The organism is Streptomyces sp. NBC_00490, assembly GCF_036013645.1.
Lineage (GTDB): Bacteria > Actinomycetota > Actinomycetes > Streptomycetales > Streptomycetaceae > Streptomyces > Streptomyces canus_F.
On sequence record NZ_CP107869.1, the window covers coordinates 5,319,819 to 5,335,589 of the forward strand.

Genomic DNA, 15,771 nt, shown 5'->3' on the forward strand with positions numbered 1-15,771 from the left:
GACTGCCGACAAACCCGCCGACCGCGCCCAGCCCCAGGCCCGCGCTCACCAGTCCGGTGCGGCTCACCGTTCGCATGACACCTGCCCTCCCCTGAAGGTGCTGCCGGGTGGATGCGCCATACCCGAACGCATCGTATCCACGATGTGATTGCCTCGATACCGCCTGAAAGCAAAGAGCGGGCTGTGTCCGGTACCCACCGGACACAGCCCGCTCCGTCGACTGCCGGGCATCACGCCCTGCCGGTCCGCTAGTCCTCCACGTCCTCGGCGTCGCCGTCCAGGAGGCTCTTCTGGAGGACGGGGCCCTCGCCGGGGGCGAGGCTGCCGAGGATCCGCTCGAGGTCCTCCATGGAGGCGAACTCGACCGTGATCTTGCCCTTCTTCTGCCCCAGGTCGACCTTCACCCGCGTCTCGAAGCGGTCCGAGAGACGGCCTGCCAGGTCGGTCAGCGCCGGCGAGACACGGGCGCCGGCTCGCGGCCCCTTGGAACGCTGAGCCGTCTGCGGCCGCGACCCCATGAGGGTCACGATCTCCTCGACGGCACGCACCGAGAGTCCCTCGGCGACGATCCGGTGAGCCAGGCGGTCCTGCTCCTCCGAGTCCTCGACGGAGAGCAGGGCACGCGCGTGTCCGGCGGACAGGACACCGGCGGCAACCCGGCGCTGAACGGACGGCGAGAGCTTCAGCAGACGCAGGGTGTTGGAGACCTGCGGGCGGGAACGACCGATGCGGTCCGCCAGCTGGTCGTGCGTGCAGTTGAAGTCCTTCAGCAACTGGTCGTAGGCGGCGGCCTCTTCCAGCGGGTTCAGCTGAGCCCGGTGCAGGTTCTCCAGGAGCGCGTCCAGGAGAAGCTTCTCGTCGTCCGTGGCCCGCACGATCGCCGGGATAGCGTCCAGACCCGCCTCACGGCTGGCCCGCCAGCGCCGCTCACCCATGATGAGCTCGTAGCTCGCAGGACCGACCTGCCGTACGACGACCGGCTGGAGGAGACCGACCTCCTGGATGGAGGTGACCAGTTCCTGCAGCGCGTCCTCGTCGAAGACCTCACGCGGCTGGCGCGGGTTCGGCGTGATGGAGTCGAGCGGGAGCTCCGCGAAGAAGGCGCCCACGGGAGGTGCGGGCGTCTCCCCGTAGCCGTTGACCGACGGTTCCTCGGTTTCATGTGAAACAGGCGGCAGCATGGCCACCTTCGCCGCAGCCACTCCTCGGTCGGTCGTCAGCACCGGTACGGCCGATGGAGACGCGGAACCAGCGCCTCCCACCGCGGCCGGAGTCGGCGTCTTCTCCGTCGGGGCAGCAGGGATCAGTGCGCCGAGCCCACGGCCCAAACCCCTCCGTCGCTCACTCACTGAATGCCCTCCACCATGCTCGGGTTGCTCTGGGTGCCGATATGGGCCTGCGTCGGGTCATAGGCGACGCCCACGCCCCTCAGCGCGATTTCTCGTGCCGCCTCAAGATAGGAGAGGGCACCACTCGATCCTGGATCGTAGGTCAGCACCGTCTGCCCATAGCTCGGCGCCTCGGAGATACGGACCGAGCGGGGAATGCTCGTCCGCAGCACCTCGTCACCGAAGTGGGTGCGCACCTCATCCGCCACCTGGGACGCAAGCCGCGTCCGGCCGTCGTACATGGTGAGCAGGATCGTCGAGACATGCAGGTGCGGGTTGAGGTGGCCCCGCACCAGATCGACGTTGCGCAACAGCTGCCCCAGACCCTCCAGCGCGTAGTACTCGCACTGGATCGGAATGAGGACTTCGGCACCGGCGACCATCGCGTTGACGGTCAGCAGGCCGAGCGAGGGCGGACAGTCGATGAGGATGTAGTCCAGTGGGTGCTCATACGCCTGGATCGCCCGCTGAAGCCGGCTCTCACGTGCCACCAGGGAGACCAGTTCGATCTCCGCGCCGGCGAGGTCGATCGTGGCGGGAGCGCAGAAGAGACCCTCTACGTCCGGGACCGGCTGGACGACTTCGGCCAGTGGTCTGCTGTCGATCAAGACGTCATAAATGGACGGCACTTCGGCGTGGTGGTCGATACCCAAGGCCGTGGACGCGTTGCCCTGCGGGTCGAGGTCGATCACGAGGACACGGCTGCCATGCACCGCCAGGGAAGCGGCGAGGTTGACCGTTGTCGTCGTTTTGCCCACGCCGCCCTTCTGGTTGGCGACCACCATGACGCGGGTTTGCTCAGGCCGAGGCAGGCCCTCACCGGCACGACCCAGAGCCTCCACCGCCAATTGGGCAGCGCGACCGATGGGGGTGTCGTCCATCGGGGGCGGTGTTTCACGTGAAACATCGTCCCCCATCGACTCGGTACGGGGACCGGGGACCGGATCGGTCATCGGTCCCGCGATGTTGGCGTCGGACCGCAACGATTCACTCTCCTCGACTTCAGGCTCGCAATGAACAGAGCCTCCCATGTCTTCGGGGTCGTGAACCAGTGAGGCCTGGCGTTCTGTGGAGAAATCCACCTCTGTGGACAACTCTGTTACCTCTCCGAGAGATCCGAGAGGCTTACGGTCACGCGGTTCGGCCGCGGCGCGACCACGGCTGATGATGCCGTGCAGCAGTGAGCGACGTTTCACGTGAAACACGATGCACAGCAGGAGAGCCCGAAGTGCCGCGACACTCCGGCATGCGTACGTTTGACAGCTTGTGTGGAGTACGTCTCGTCGTCAGGACGGATCAGCAGCGCCGTCGACGTCACCGACTCCGGCCGCCCCGGATGACCGTCCCCGACAGCTATCCCCGACGCCGACGAGCACGTCCCGTACGAGCCGCCTTGGCCCGCTTCGCCGCGAAGCGCACACCGCCAGGGCTCTCACCGACCTCGACCCGTACGACCGTGGACAGCGGATCCACCACGCCCTCCCCGACATGCAGGACCGACGTCTCCACAGCGCCCAGCTTGCTCAGCGCCGTGCCGGCCGCCTTGAGCTCCTCCTCCGCCGTGTCGCCCTTGAGCGCGAGCATCTCGCCGTACGGGCGCAGCAGGGGAATGCCCCAAGCGGCGAGGCGGTCCAGCGGGGCCACGGCACGCGCCGTCACCACATGCACCGGAGGCAGCTTGCCCATGACCTCCTCGGCACGCCCCCGTATGACCGTGACATGGTCCAGGCCCAGCAGCTCGACGACCTCGGTCAGAAAGGTCGTACGCCGCAGCAAGGGCTCCAGCAGCGTGATCTTCAGGTCCTCCCGGACGAGCGCCAGGGGAATGCCGGGGAGGCCGGCACCCGAGCCCACGTCGCAGACCGTCACCCCCTCGGGAACGACCTCCGAGAGCACCGCACAGTTCAGCAGGTGCCGTTCCCACAGCCGGGGCACCTCACGCGGTCCGATCAGACCGCGCTGCACGCCCGCCTCGGCGAGCAGCTCCGCGTACCGGACCGCGTCCGCGTAGCGATCACCAAACACCGTGCGCGCCTGCTCGGGCGCAGGGGGGAGCTCCGCTGCCTCCGTCACGGGGACCGTCCTTCCGTACCGCGATGGGCGCACGCGGCGCCGATCACCACATCCACCAGAGCTATCAGGCTGACAAAGTTCGGCCCCGTCTGCGCTACAGACGGGGCCGGAGGAACGTACGGACCGATCAGGCGGGAAGCACAACGACGAAGCGCTGCGGCTCCTCGCCCTCGGACTCGCTGCGCAGACCGGCGGACTTGACGGCGTCGTGCACGACCTTGCGCTCGAACGGCGTCATGGGCTGCATCTTCACGGGCTCACCCGTGCTCTTGACCTCGGCGGCGGCCTTGGCACCCAGCTCGGAGAGCTCGGCACGCTTCTTGGCGCGGTAGCCCGCGATGTCCAGCATCAGCCGACTGCGGTCCCCGGTCTCCCGGTGCACGGCCAGGCGCGTGAGCTCCTGGAGCGCCTCCAACACCTCGCCGTCGCGGCCGACCAGCTTCTGCAGGTCGCGGCCGCCCGAGTCGCTGATGATGGACACAGCGGCACGGTCCGCCTCGACGTCCATGTCGATGTCGCCGTCGAGATCGGCGATGTCGAGCAGACCCTCGAGATAGTCCGCCGCGATCTCGCCCTCCTGCTCCAGGCGGGACAGAGTGTCTACACCCTCGGCAGCAGCGGAGGTGGTGCCTTCCGTCACGGGATGGACTCCTTCTTACTTCTTGGACGGGGACTTGGGCCGCTGCGGACCCTTGCGCTGTCCGGACTGGGCCTTGCTGCGGGTATTGCCGCCGGGCTGCTTCTTGGCCGGAGCGGCGGGCTTGGCGTCCTCGGGCTCATCGGACTTGGTGAGCGACGTGGGCTCGTCGGCCGCCTTCGGGGCACCTGAAGCACCACCGGACTGCCGCTGCGACTTGCTCTGCCGCTTCGGCTGCTGGCGCTTGGGAGTGCCGCCGGTCGCCGGCGTACCGTCCTCGGTCTCGGCGGCGGCCTGGGCCTCGCCCTTCACCACGGTGCCGTCCGCCTGGGCCACGAGGCCCGTCTTGCTCAGAGCGTTGATGAACTTGCGCTCGAACTCGTTGCGGTCGCGGCCCTTGGCCACGATGGCCTTGACGATGGCCTTCTCACCACGGCTGCGCGTCTTGCCGTGGTTCGTGACGTGCTTGGTCAGGCGCTCCAGGTAGGCGGCCTGGGCCTTGGAACCCGGGGTCGGGTTGTTGTGGATGACGTACATCTGCTGGCCCATGGTCCACACGTTGGTGGTCAGCCAGTAGACGAGGACACCGACGGGGAAGTTGATGCCGAAGACGGCGAACATGACCGGGAAGACGTACATCAGCATCTTCTGCTGCTGCATGAACGGCGTCTTCACCGTGGTGTCGACGTTCTTCGTCATCAGCTGGCGCTGCGTGTAGAACTGCGACGCCGACATCATCACGATCATGACCGCGGTCACGATGCGGACCGTGGTCAGCGAGGCGTCGAGCGCGGCGACGTCCGAGGAGCTGTCCGTGAACTTCGCGGCCAGCGGAGCACCGAAGATGTGTGCCTTCTGCGCGCTGTCCAGCAGGCTCTGGTTGATCGAGCCGATGGTGTCGTTGTTCGCGATGGCGTTGAGCACGTGGTACAGCGCGAAGAAGAACGGCGACTGCGCCAGGATGGGAAGACACGAGGAGAGCGGGTTGGTGCCCGTCTCCTTGTAGAGCTTCATCATCTCTTCGGACTGGCGCTGCTTGTCGTTCTTGTAGCGCTCCTGGATCTTCTTCATCTCGGGCTGCAGCGTCTGCATCGCCCGGGTCGCCTTGATCTGCTTCACGAAGAGCGGGATCAGGCAGATACGGATCAGGATCACCAGGGACACGATCGACAGGCCCCAGGCCCACCCGGTGTCAGGCCCGAAAACGGCGCCGTACACCTTGTGGAACTGGACGATGACCCAGGAGACAGGTGTCGTGATGAAGCTGAAGAGGCTGGCAATCGTGTCCACTAATCATGCTCCTTGGGCATGGGACGGTGTCTCTGCGGCCGGGCTCGAAGGAGTCTGTCCTTCAAGGGCCGTTTCGGCGGCGGAGGGCCCGCCCTTGCGTGCACGCCAGGCGTTACGCAGAAATTCGTGCCACCGCGGACGCTTGCGGGGCGGAACATGGTCCACACCGCCCAGTGACCACGGATTGCACCGCAGGATGCGCCAGGCGGTGAGCGCCGTGCCCTTGATCGCACCGTGCCGGTCTATGGCCGTATAGCCGTAGTGGGAGCACGACGGGTAGTACTTGCAGACAGGCCCCAGCAGCGGACTGATCGTCCACTGGTACAGCTTGATCAGAGCCAGCAGCGGGTACTTCATCGCGCGCCCCCTCCCAGCAACCGCTCGATGGCGGCATCCAGGTCTCGGGCCAGCTGTGCATGGTCGGCGTCACCCGCACCGGGCAGCGCTCGTACGACTACCAGGCTACCGGGGGGAAACAGTTCGACCCGGTCGCGCATCAGATGCCGCAGTCTGCGCTTCACCTTGTTGCGCACCACTGAACCGCCCACGGCCTTGCTCACGACGAAACCCGCACGCGTCGGGGGAGCGCTCTCCCCAGGCGCGTGCGGGTCCGTGACACCGCTACGAAGATGGATGACGAGGGACGGGCGGCCTGCCCGGCGCCCCCGTCGTACCGCGGTCGCGAAGTCCTCGCGCCGCCTCAGCCGATGCTCGGTAGGCAGCACGACGTCATGACCTGATCAGGATCAGGCGGACAGGCTGGCGCGACCCTTGCCACGGCGGTTCGCGAGAATCGCGCGACCGGCACGGGTACGCATCCGCAGGCGGAAGCCGTGGGTCTTCGCGCGACGACGGTTGTTCGGCTGGAAGGTGCGCTTGCTCACTCGGGGGCTCCAGAAATCAATCGGTGGTGGCGGGTGCCGTCCTGGCTGTCACCGTGCGCCCACGAGTAGCTCTCGCTTACGCCCGAGTGCACCGCTTCCCGATCACCTGACGCGATCTGTGCCCATCGGAGGCAGGCGGCAGCAGCCATCGACAACTCGACCTGGTTACGGTACGCGCGGCTACGCCATCCGGTCAAACCAGAGGTCACCAGGAGACACTATCCACAGGCTGGGGACAACAACTTGAACCGCACCCGTCGCCCTGACTACCGTGGCTGAACTCCGATTCGTTCCCATGTCTGTGCCCCACCCCCATTGAATCCCGACTCGTCCCACACCACACGATCGTGGGACCCCGTGAGAGAGCGTGCCCTGTGGCTGACGTACCTGCCGATCTTGCCGCAGTGTGGCCACGAGTACTGGAGCAGCTCCTCGACGGGGGCCGTGGGCAGGGGGTCGAGACCAAGGACGAGCACTGGATCCGCCGCTGCCAGCCCCTCGCGCTGGTCGCCGACACCGCCCTGCTCGCCGTACCGAATGAATTCGCGAAGGGCGTGCTCGAAGGCCGCCTGGCGCCGATCGTCAGCGAGACGCTGAGCCGCGAGTGCGGCCGCCCGATCCGCATCGCGATCACCGTCGACGACTCCGCCGGCGAGCCCCCGGCCCCTCCGGCCGCCCGCCCGCAGCCACGCTACGAAGAGCCCGAGCTCCCCTCCAACCAGTACGAGGGCCAGACCGACCGGCAGTACGAGGGCTACGGCCGCCACCGCGCCGACGACCGCCGGCCGGGCCGTCCGGAGCAGAACGACCAGCTGCCCACCGCGCGTCCCGCGTACCCGAACGAGTACCAGCGCCCCGAACCCGGCGCCTGGCCGCGCCCGCAGCAGGACGAGTACAGCTGGCAGCAACAGCGCCTCGGCTTCCCCGAGCGCGACCCGTACGCGACCCCGCCGTCGCAGGAGTCGTACTCCCAGGACTCCTACTCCTCGCCGTCGCAGGACTACCGCCCGCAGCAGATGGACCGTCCGCCCTACGACGGCCAGCGCCCCGACTACGACCAGCAGCGGCCCCCCTACGACGACCAGCGGCCGGACTACGACCAGCCCCGCCGCTCCTCCGAGTACGACCAGCCGGGCCCGCGCCGCGACCATCCCGAGCCGCCCTCCGGTGGCGGGCACATGCACCGCGGCGGGCCGGCGGTGTCCGGGTCCGGTGGTGCCCCGGGCCCGCTGGCCGCGAAGCCCGCGCCTGCGGCGGGCCCGGGTGAGCCGACGGCGCGCCTGAACCCGAAGTACCTGTTCGACACCTTCGTCATCGGCGCCTCCAACCGCTTCGCGCACGCCGCCGCGGTGGCCGTCGCCGAGGCGCCGGCGAAGGCGTACAACCCCCTCTTCATCTACGGGGAGTCCGGGCTGGGCAAGACGCACCTGCTGCACGCGATCGGGCACTACGCCCGCAGCCTCTATCCCGGCACGCGCGTGCGCTATGTGAGCTCGGAGGAGTTCACCAACGAGTTCATCAACTCCATCCGCGACGGCAAGGGCGACAGCTTCCGCAAGCGGTACCGCGAGATGGACATCCTGCTCGTCGACGACATCCAGTTCCTCGCGGACAAGGAGTCGACGCAGGAGGAGTTCTTCCACACGTTCAACACGCTCCACAACGCCAACAAGCAGATCGTGCTCTCCAGCGACCGGCCGCCCAAGCAGCTGGTCACGCTGGAGGACCGGCTGCGGAACCGTTTCGAGTGGGGTCTGATCACCGACGTCCAGCCGCCGGAGCTGGAGACGCGTATCGCGATTCTCCGCAAGAAGGCGGTCCAGGAGCAGCTCAACGCCCCGCCGGAGGTCCTGGAGTTCATCGCCTCCCGCATCTCGCGCAACATCCGCGAGCTGGAGGGGGCGCTGATCCGGGTGACGGCGTTCGCGTCGCTCAACCGGCAGCCGGTGGACCTGGGCCTGACCGAGATCGTCCTCAAGGACCTCATCCCCGGCGGCGACGACGGGGCGCCGGAGATCACGTCGACGGCCATCATGAGCGCGACCGCCGACTACTTCGGCCTCACCGTCGAGGACCTGTGCGGCACCTCCCGCGGCCGCGCACTCGTGACCGCCCGCCAGATCGCCATGTACCTGTGCCGGGAGCTGACGGACCTCTCGCTGCCGAAGATCGGCGCGCTGTTCGGCGGCCGCGACCACACCACGGTCATGCACGCGGACCGCAAGATCCGCAATCTGATGGCCGAGCGGCGCTCCATCTACAACCAGGTCACGGAGCTCACGAACCGCATCAAGAACGGCTGACGGCCGCAGAGACACCCGCTGAGGGCGCCCCGGGACGAGTTCCCGAGGGCGCCCTTCTTCATGACGTCGTAGCCCGGTGTTCGAATAGCCGCCGGGTTACGGCCTCTCTCCACAGATTCGGTGACTTTTTCCCGTCCACACCCTGGGGACTGGGAAGTTGTCCAGACTGTGTCCACAGGCGCCCGTGTTGAATGACCATCAGAGCAGGTCACCTGGCTGTGGATTCGTGGACGAAGGATCTCCACAGGCTGTGGACAGAGAAAAGATCCACAGGCTGTGCACGGAGTTGTCCACCGCCAACCCACAGGCTGAGGCGCGTTGTCCCCAGCGATCACCAGTTTCTCCACACGGCTGTCCACTGTTCGGCAACGCGACGCGACTGCTCACCGGGTCGAGTGAAAGGCGTCACACGAAGGTGCCGGGTTGGCCTGTGGGAAACGTGGGTAAAGCTGGGGACGGCGTTGGGGAGAAGTCGCCTCAGGCTGTGCACGGGATGTGCAGAACTTTCTGTTCTCCACAGATGGGCCCGGTTGTCCACCGCCTCCGCCCACAGGGTCGGTGGACAAAATTTCCGGTGTGACCTGCGCAAACGCAGTTATCCACCGTTTCCACAGCCCCTACTACTACTCCCAACTAGAGAGAGCTGGGAATCCGTTTCGAAGTGGGCCCTGTGCACAACTTGCTGTCCGGCTCCCGGCTGCCCCTCGTCACGACTTGACCCCGAGAGGCACCTACTGTCAGTGGGGTGCGTCAGACTGTTCCCCGGTGTCCTTCCCCTCACCGGGCTGACGACACCGAGTCAGACGACGAGGGCCAGGCAGAGCGAAGCGCCGGCAACAGCAGGAGGCGGCAACAGTGAAGATCCGGGTGGAACGCGACGTACTCGCGGAGGCAGTGGCCTGGGCGGCACGCAGCCTCCCGGCCCGTCCGCCGGCGCCTGTCCTCGCCGGCCTTCTGCTGAAGGCCGAGGAGGGCCAGCTGAGCCTGTCCAGCTTCGACTACGAGGTCTCGGCACGGGTGTCCGTGGAGGCCGAGGTCGAGGAGGAGGGCACGGTCCTGGTGTCCGGCCGGCTTCTCGCCGACATCTGCCGCGCGCTCCCCAACCGGCCGGTGGAGATTTCCACAGACGGTGTACGGGCGACCGTGGTCTGCGGCTCCTCGCGATTCACCCTCCACACCCTGCCTGTGGAGGAGTACCCGGCGCTGCCGCAGATGCCGACCGCGACCGGCACCGTCCCGGGTGAGGTCTTCGCCTCCGCCGCCGCGCAGGTCGCCATCGCCGCCGGACGCGACGACACGCTGCCCGTCCTGACCGGTGTGCGCATCGAGATCGAGGGCGACACCGTCACGCTGGCCTCCACCGACCGCTACCGCTTCGCGGTCCGCGAGTTCCTGTGGAAGCCGGAGAACCCCGAGGCGTCCGCGGTGGCCCTGGTGCCCGCCAAGACGCTCCTGGACACCGCCAAGGCGCTCACGAGCGGCGACAGCGTCACCCTGGCGCTCTCCGGCTCGGGTGCGGGCGAGGGCCTGATCGGCTTCGAGGGGGCCGGCCGTCGTACGACGACCCGCCTCCTGGAGGGCGACCTCCCGAAGTACCGCTCGCTGTTCCCGACGGAGTTCAACTCCATCGCCGTGATCGAGACCGCCCCCTTCGTGGAGGCCGTCAAGCGTGTGGCCCTGGTCGCCGAGCGCAACACCCCGGTGCGGCTGAGCTTCGAGCAGGGCGTGCTCATCCTGGAGGCGGGTTCCAGCGACGACGCACAGGCTGTGGAGAGGGTCGACGCCCAGTTGGAGGGCGACGACGTGTCGATCGCCTTCAACCCGACCTTCCTGCTGGACGGCCTGAGCGCCATCGACTCCCCGGTCGCCCAGCTCTCCTTCACGACGTCCACGAAGCCCGCGCTGCTCAGCGGCAAGCCGGCGCTGGACGCCGAGGCGGACGAGGCCTACAAGTACCTGATCATGCCGGTGCGCCTGAGCGGCTGACCCTTCAGAGAACCCGCAGGTCGGGGCATACGTTTGAGCGGGTATGCCCACAGGTGTGCGTGAGCGTCCGGGTTTAGGCTCGGACGTGGGTACGAAGGTGCCTCACACGCCACAGCAACCTAAGGAACAACTGATGGAGCTCGGTCTCGTCGGCCTCGGCAAGATGGGCGGCAACATGCGCGAGCGGATCCGCCGCGCAGGCCACACCGTCATCGGATACGACCGCAACCCGGACCTCGCCGACGTCCACAGCCTGGAAGAGCTTGTGGGCAGGCTCAAGGGCCCGCGCGTGGTCTGGGTGATGGTCCCGGCCGGCGCCGCGACCCAGTCGACCGTCGACGAGCTGGCCGAGCTCCTGGAGCCCGGTGACGTCGTGGTGGACGGCGGCAACTCCCGCTGGACGGACGACGAGAAGCACGCCGAGGAGCTCGCGGCCAAGGGCATCGGCTTCGTCGACTGCGGTGTCTCCGGCGGCGTGTGGGGCCTGGAGAACGGCTACGCGCTGATGTACGGCGGCGACGCCGAGAACATCGCCAAGGTGCAGCCGGTCTTCGACGCCCTCAAGCCCGAGGGCGACTTCGGTGCCGTGCACGCCGGCAAGGTGGGCGCGGGCCACTTCTCGAAGATGGTCCACAACGGCATCGAGTACGCGATGATGCAGGCCTACGCCGAGGGCTGGGAGCTCCTGGAGAAGGTCGACTCCGTGACGGACGTCCGGGAGGTCTTCCGCTCGTGGCAGGAGGGCACCGTCATCCGCTCCTGGCTGCTGGACCTCGCGGTCAACGCCCTCGACGAGGACGAGCACCTGGACAAGCTGCGCGGTTACGCACAGGACTCCGGCGAGGGCCGGTGGACCGTGGAGGCCGCCATCGACAACGCGGTACCGCTTCCGGCGATCACCGCGTCCCTGTTCGCGCGGTTCGCGTCCCGTCAGGACGACTCGCCGCAGATGAAGATGATCGCGGCGCTGCGCAACCAGTTCGGCGGCCACGCGGTCGAGAAGAAGTAATCCACAGGGCTGCGCCGCGATCCACAGGACGCGAGGCGCGGCCCACAAGCTGGGGGAGGTCGGCGCCCGACCATGCACGTCACGCATCTGTCGCTGGCCGACTTCCGCTCGTACGCCCGGGTCGAAGTTCCGCTCGACCCGGGCGTCACGGCGTTCGTCGGCCCCAACGGACAGGGCAAGACGAACCTGGTCGAGGCGGTCGGCTATCTCGCCACTCTCGGCAGCCACCGCGTCTCCTCCGACGCCCCCCTGGTCCGCATGGGCGCCGACCGCGCGGTGATCCGGGCGCAGGTCAAGCAGGGCGAGCGACAGCAGCTGATCGAGCTGGAGCTGAACCCTGGCAAGTCCAACCGCGCCCGGGTCAACAGGTCCTCGCAGGTCAGGCCGCGTGACGTGCTCGGCATCGTACGGACGGTGCTGTTCGCGCCGGAGGACCTCGCGCTGGTCAAGGGCGACCCCGGTGAGCGGCGCCGTTTCCTCGACGAGCTGATCACCGCGCGCTCCCCGCGCATGGCCGGCGTGCGCTCCGACTACGAACGGGTCCTCAAGCAGCGCAACACCCTGCTGAAGTCCGCGGCGCTCGCCCGACGGCACGGCGGCCGCTCCATGGACCTGTCCACCCTCGACGTATGGGACCAGCACCTCGCGCGCGTGGGCGCCGAACTGCTCGCCCAGCGACTCGACCTGATCGCCGCGATCCAGCCGCTGTCCGACAAGGCGTACGAGCAGCTGGCCCCCGGCGGCGGTCCGATCGCCCTGGAGTACAAGCCCTCCGCGCCGGGCGAGGCCCACACCCGCGAGGACCTCTACGCGCAGCTGACGGCGGCGCTGGCGGACGTCCGCAAGCAGGAGATCGAGCGGGGCGTCACCCTCGTAGGCCCTCACCGGGACGATGTGCTGCTCAAGCTCGGTCAGTTGCCCGCCAAGGGATACGCCTCGCACGGCGAGTCCTGGTCGTACGCGCTGGCGTTGCGCCTGGCGTCGTACGACCTGCTCCGCGCGGAGGGCAACGAGCCGGTGCTGATCCTCGACGACGTCTTCGCCGAGTTGGACACCCGGCGCCGGGAGCGGCTGGCGGAGTTGGTGGCGCCCGGTGAGCAGGTGCTGGTGACGGCCGCGGTCGACGACGACGTACCGCATCTGCTGGCGGGGGCGCGGTACTCGGTGGCCGAAGGGGTGGTGGAGCGCGTATGAGCAGCCCTCAGGAACCCGCCCCCGAGAAGGGCCCCGAGCCCTCCGGCGTCGACCTCGCGCGCGTGGCGCTCAGGGCGGCCAAGGAGCAGGCACGCGCGCGTGGGGACGCGGCGCAGCAGAAGAAGCAGGCGCGGCGGGGTGGTCTGCGCTCCGGCGCGCGCGCCGACGGGCGCGACCCGATGGCGCTGGGCTCCGCGATCAACCGGCTCATCAGCGAGCGCGGCTGGGAGGCCCCGGCGGCGGTGGGCGGGGTGATGGGGCGCTGGCCGGAGATCGTCGGCGAGGACGTGGCCAAGCACTGCGAGCCGGAGCGGTACGACGAGGACGAGCGGGTCCTGATCGTGCGCTGCGACTCCACGGCCTGGGCGACCAATCTGCGGTTGCTCGCGCCGACGCTGGTGGCGCGGCTCAACGAGGATCTCGGGCACGGGGCCGTGCGGGTCATCAAGGTGCAGGGGCCCGCGGGGCCCCCGCGACGCTATGGCCCCTTGCGCGCCCCAGGCAGCACCGGCCCTGGTGACACCTACGGGTGACCGGGAAACCTGCGGGTGACAGACATCACATCGAAGGCCGTCGACGGCTGCGAAGGACCGTCGGCGGCCTTCGTGTCGCAGGACCCCACGCGGTTGCGAAGAGCGACCTGACTCCCAAGTAGCCAAGGGTTGACAGCCCGAAGCGCTGAGTGCCTCCGTGAGCCTCTTGGAGCCCTCCTCCGTATATGGGGACCCGGAGGAGGAGGATTTAGGGCGGCACATGCGGACTCAGGTACCCGCAAACCCCCATCACTGTCAGCGCTACCGGTAGACTGGAAGCCAATCCCGCCCCACTCGTGGGGACCGCCGGGACAAGCTGAACAGACGCTGAACAAGGCTTACCAACGCAACATGCCGCAGCCGCTCCGGCAAACCGCCGACGAGCCTGGCTCGTGCTGTGCCAGAAAGGGCGCTTCGTGGCCGATTCCGGCAACCCCAACGAGAACATCCCGTCCACCGGCGTCGGAGCGCACGGCGAGGTCACCACCTCGTACGACGCCAGCGCCATCACCGTCCTCGAGGGTCTGGACGCGGTCCGCAAGCGACCCGGTATGTACATCGGCTCGACCGGCGAGCGCGGCCTGCACCACCTTGTGCAGGAGGTCGTCGACAACTCGGTCGACGAGGCGCTGGCCGGGCACGCGGACACCATCGACGTCACGATCCTCGCCGACGGCGCCGTGCGCGTGATCGACAACGGCCGTGGCATCCCGGTGGGCATCCACCCCATCGAGAAGAAGCCGGCCGTCGAGGTCGTCCTCACCGTGCTGCACGCGGGCGGCAAGTTCGGCGGCGGCGGCTACGCCGTCTCCGGTGGTCTGCACGGCGTCGGCGTCTCCGTCGTGAACGCGCTCTCCTTCAAGCTGGCCGTGGAGATCAGGACCGACGGCTACCGCTGGACGCAGGAGTACAAGGCGGGCGCGCCCACCGCTCCGCTCGAGCGGCACGAGGCCACCGACGAGACCGGGACCTCGGTCACGTTCTGGGCCGACCCCGACATCTTCGAGACCACCGTGTACTCCTTCGAGACGCTCTCGCGGCGCTTCCAGGAGATGGCCTTCCTCAACAAGGGCCTGACCATCAACCTCACGGACGAGCGTGAGTCGGCGAAGGCCACCGCCGGTGCCGACGAGGCGGGCGAGGACGAGAAGCACGAGGTCAAGACCGTCTCGTACCACTACGAGGGCGGCATCGTCGACTTCGTGAAGTACCTCAACTCCCGCAAGGGAGAGGTGGTCCACCCCACCATCATCGCCCTCGAGGCCGAGGACAAGGAGCGCCACCTCTCGCTCGAGGTCGCGATGCAGTGGAACGGCGGCTACACCGAGGGTGTGTACTCGTTCGCCAACATCATCCACACGCATGAGGGCGGTACGCACGAAGAGGGCTTCCGCGCGGCGCTCACGAACCTGATCAACAAGTACGCGCGCGACAAGAAGCTGCTGCGGGAGAAGGACGACAACCTCACGGGTGACGACATCCGCGAGGGTCTGACCGCGATCATCTCGATCAAGCTGAGCGAGCCGCAGTTCGAGGGCCAGACGAAGACCAAGCTGGGCAACACGGAGGCGAAGACCTTCGTGCAGAAGGCCGTCTACGAGCACCTCAACGACTGGCTGGACCGCAATCCGGTCGAGGCCGCGGACATCATCCGCAAGGGCATCCAGGCGGCCACCGCGCGCGTGGCGGCCCGCAAGGCGCGTGACCTGACGCGTCGCAAGGGCCTGCTGGAGTCGGCGTCGCTGCCGGGCAAGCTCTCGGACTGCCAGTCGAACGACCCGACCAAGTGCGAGATCTTCATCGTCGAGGGTGACTCCGCCGGCGGCTCGGCCAAGTCCGGCCGGAACCCGCAGTACCAGGCGATCCTCCCGATCCGAGGCAAGATCCTCAACGTCGAGAAGGCGCGGATCGACAAGATCCTGCAGAACCAGGAGATCCAGGCGCTGATCTCGGCCTTCGGCACGGGTGTGCACGAGGACTTCGACATCGAGAAGCTCCGCTATCACAAGATCATCCTGATGGCGGACGCCGACGTCGACGGACAGCACATCAGCACCCTGCTGCTGACCTTCCTGTTCCGCTTCATGCGGCCGCTGGTCGAGGCCGGGCACGTGTACCTCTCCCGTCCCCCGCTGTACAAGATCAAGTGGGGCCGGGACGACATCGAGTACGCGTACTCGGACCGCGAGCGCGACGCGCTGCTCGAGATGGGGCGCCAGCGCGGCAAGCGTGTGCGCGAGGACTCGATCCAGCGCTTCAAGGGTCTCGGCGAGATGAACGCCGAGGAACTGCGCGTGACGACCATGGACCAGGAGCACCGCGTCCTCGGCCAGGTCACCCTCGACGACGCCGCCCAGGCCGACGACCTGTTCTCGGTCCTGATGGGCGAGGACGTCGAGGCCCGCCGCGCGTTCATCCAGCGCAATGCCAAGGACGTCCGCTTCCTCGACATCTGAGTCGGTCTCAGCTGACCG

Annotated in this window: 14 protein-coding genes; 6 read left to right on the forward strand and 8 right to left on the reverse strand. The window is 68.0% G+C overall.

The features are described from left to right. Window positions 1–248: 248 nt before the first annotated feature. From OG381_RS24085 to rpmH, 8 genes are all read right to left on the reverse strand, one after another. Entirely contained in the window at window positions 249–1,349 is a 1,101-nt protein-coding gene (locus tag OG381_RS24085; protein ID WP_327718129.1) for a ParB/RepB/Spo0J family partition protein, read from the reverse strand. Next, complete coding sequence (locus OG381_RS24090; RefSeq protein WP_307037341.1) at window positions 1,346–2,419, reverse strand: ParA family protein; 1,074 nt, start codon at window positions 2,417–2,419, stop codon at window positions 1,346–1,348. Before OG381_RS24090 ends, OG381_RS24085 begins: the two co-directional genes overlap by 4 nt. A 322-nt stretch (window positions 2,420–2,741) precedes the next feature. Beyond that, complete coding sequence (gene rsmG / locus OG381_RS24095; RefSeq protein WP_327718130.1) at window positions 2,742–3,461, reverse strand: 16S rRNA (guanine(527)-N(7))-methyltransferase RsmG; 720 nt, start codon at window positions 3,459–3,461, stop codon at window positions 2,742–2,744. A gap of 127 nt (window positions 3,462–3,588) precedes the next feature. Next, window positions 3,589–4,101, reverse strand: a complete 513-nt coding sequence (locus OG381_RS24100; RefSeq protein WP_307028490.1) for a Jag family protein — start codon at window positions 4,099–4,101, stop codon at window positions 3,589–3,591. A gap of 15 nt (window positions 4,102–4,116) precedes the next feature. After that, complete coding sequence (yidC, locus tag OG381_RS24105) at window positions 4,117–5,388, reverse strand: membrane protein insertase YidC (protein ID WP_327718131.1); 1,272 nt, start codon at window positions 5,386–5,388, stop codon at window positions 4,117–4,119. A 3-nt stretch (window positions 5,389–5,391) separates the two neighbouring features. Further along, window positions 5,392–5,745, reverse strand: a complete 354-nt coding sequence (gene yidD, locus OG381_RS24110) for a membrane protein insertion efficiency factor YidD (RefSeq protein ID WP_327718132.1) — start codon at window positions 5,743–5,745, stop codon at window positions 5,392–5,394. Next, on the reverse strand, window positions 5,742–6,113 hold the full coding sequence (gene rnpA, locus OG381_RS24115) for a ribonuclease P protein component (protein WP_327718133.1): 372 nt from the start codon (window positions 6,111–6,113) through the stop codon (window positions 5,742–5,744). Before rnpA ends, yidD begins: the two co-directional genes overlap by 4 nt. 21 nt (window positions 6,114–6,134) lie before the next feature. Continuing rightward, entirely contained in the window at window positions 6,135–6,272 is a 138-nt protein-coding gene (gene rpmH, locus OG381_RS24120) for a 50S ribosomal protein L34 (RefSeq protein WP_006381191.1), read from the reverse strand. A 374-nt stretch (window positions 6,273–6,646) separates the two neighbouring features. On the opposite strand from rpmH, the gene dnaA reads away from it, so the two are divergent. The 6 genes from dnaA (at window position 6,647) to gyrB (ending at window position 15,753) form a co-directional block, all read left to right on the forward strand. After that, the gene (gene dnaA / locus OG381_RS24125) at window positions 6,647–8,575 is read left to right on the forward strand and encodes a chromosomal replication initiator protein DnaA (RefSeq protein WP_327718134.1); all 1,929 of its coding nucleotides are present in this window, start codon (window positions 6,647–6,649) and stop codon (window positions 8,573–8,575) included. Between the two features lie 855 nt (window positions 8,576–9,430). Continuing rightward, the gene (gene dnaN, locus OG381_RS24130; RefSeq protein ID WP_067436160.1) at window positions 9,431–10,561 is read left to right on the forward strand and encodes a DNA polymerase III subunit beta; all 1,131 of its coding nucleotides are present in this window, start codon (window positions 9,431–9,433) and stop codon (window positions 10,559–10,561) included. Window positions 10,562–10,694: 133 nt separating this feature from the next. Continuing rightward, complete coding sequence (gene gnd, locus OG381_RS24135) at window positions 10,695–11,570, forward strand: phosphogluconate dehydrogenase (NAD(+)-dependent, decarboxylating) (protein WP_307028481.1); 876 nt, start codon at window positions 10,695–10,697, stop codon at window positions 11,568–11,570. Between the two features lie 72 nt (window positions 11,571–11,642). Then, a complete protein-coding gene (gene recF, locus OG381_RS24140) occupies window positions 11,643–12,764 on the forward strand; it encodes a DNA replication/repair protein RecF (RefSeq protein WP_327718135.1) in 1,122 nt (373 codons plus the stop codon). Beyond that, a complete protein-coding gene (locus OG381_RS24145) occupies window positions 12,761–13,297 on the forward strand; it encodes a DUF721 domain-containing protein (protein WP_327718136.1) in 537 nt (178 codons plus the stop codon). The genes recF and OG381_RS24145 overlap by 4 nt, the downstream gene beginning before the upstream one ends. Window positions 13,298–13,713: 416 nt before the next feature. Then, on the forward strand, window positions 13,714–15,753 hold the full coding sequence (gyrB, locus tag OG381_RS24150) for a DNA topoisomerase (ATP-hydrolyzing) subunit B (RefSeq protein WP_327718137.1): 2,040 nt from the start codon (window positions 13,714–13,716) through the stop codon (window positions 15,751–15,753). The last annotated feature ends 18 nt before the right edge of the window (window positions 15,754–15,771 follow it).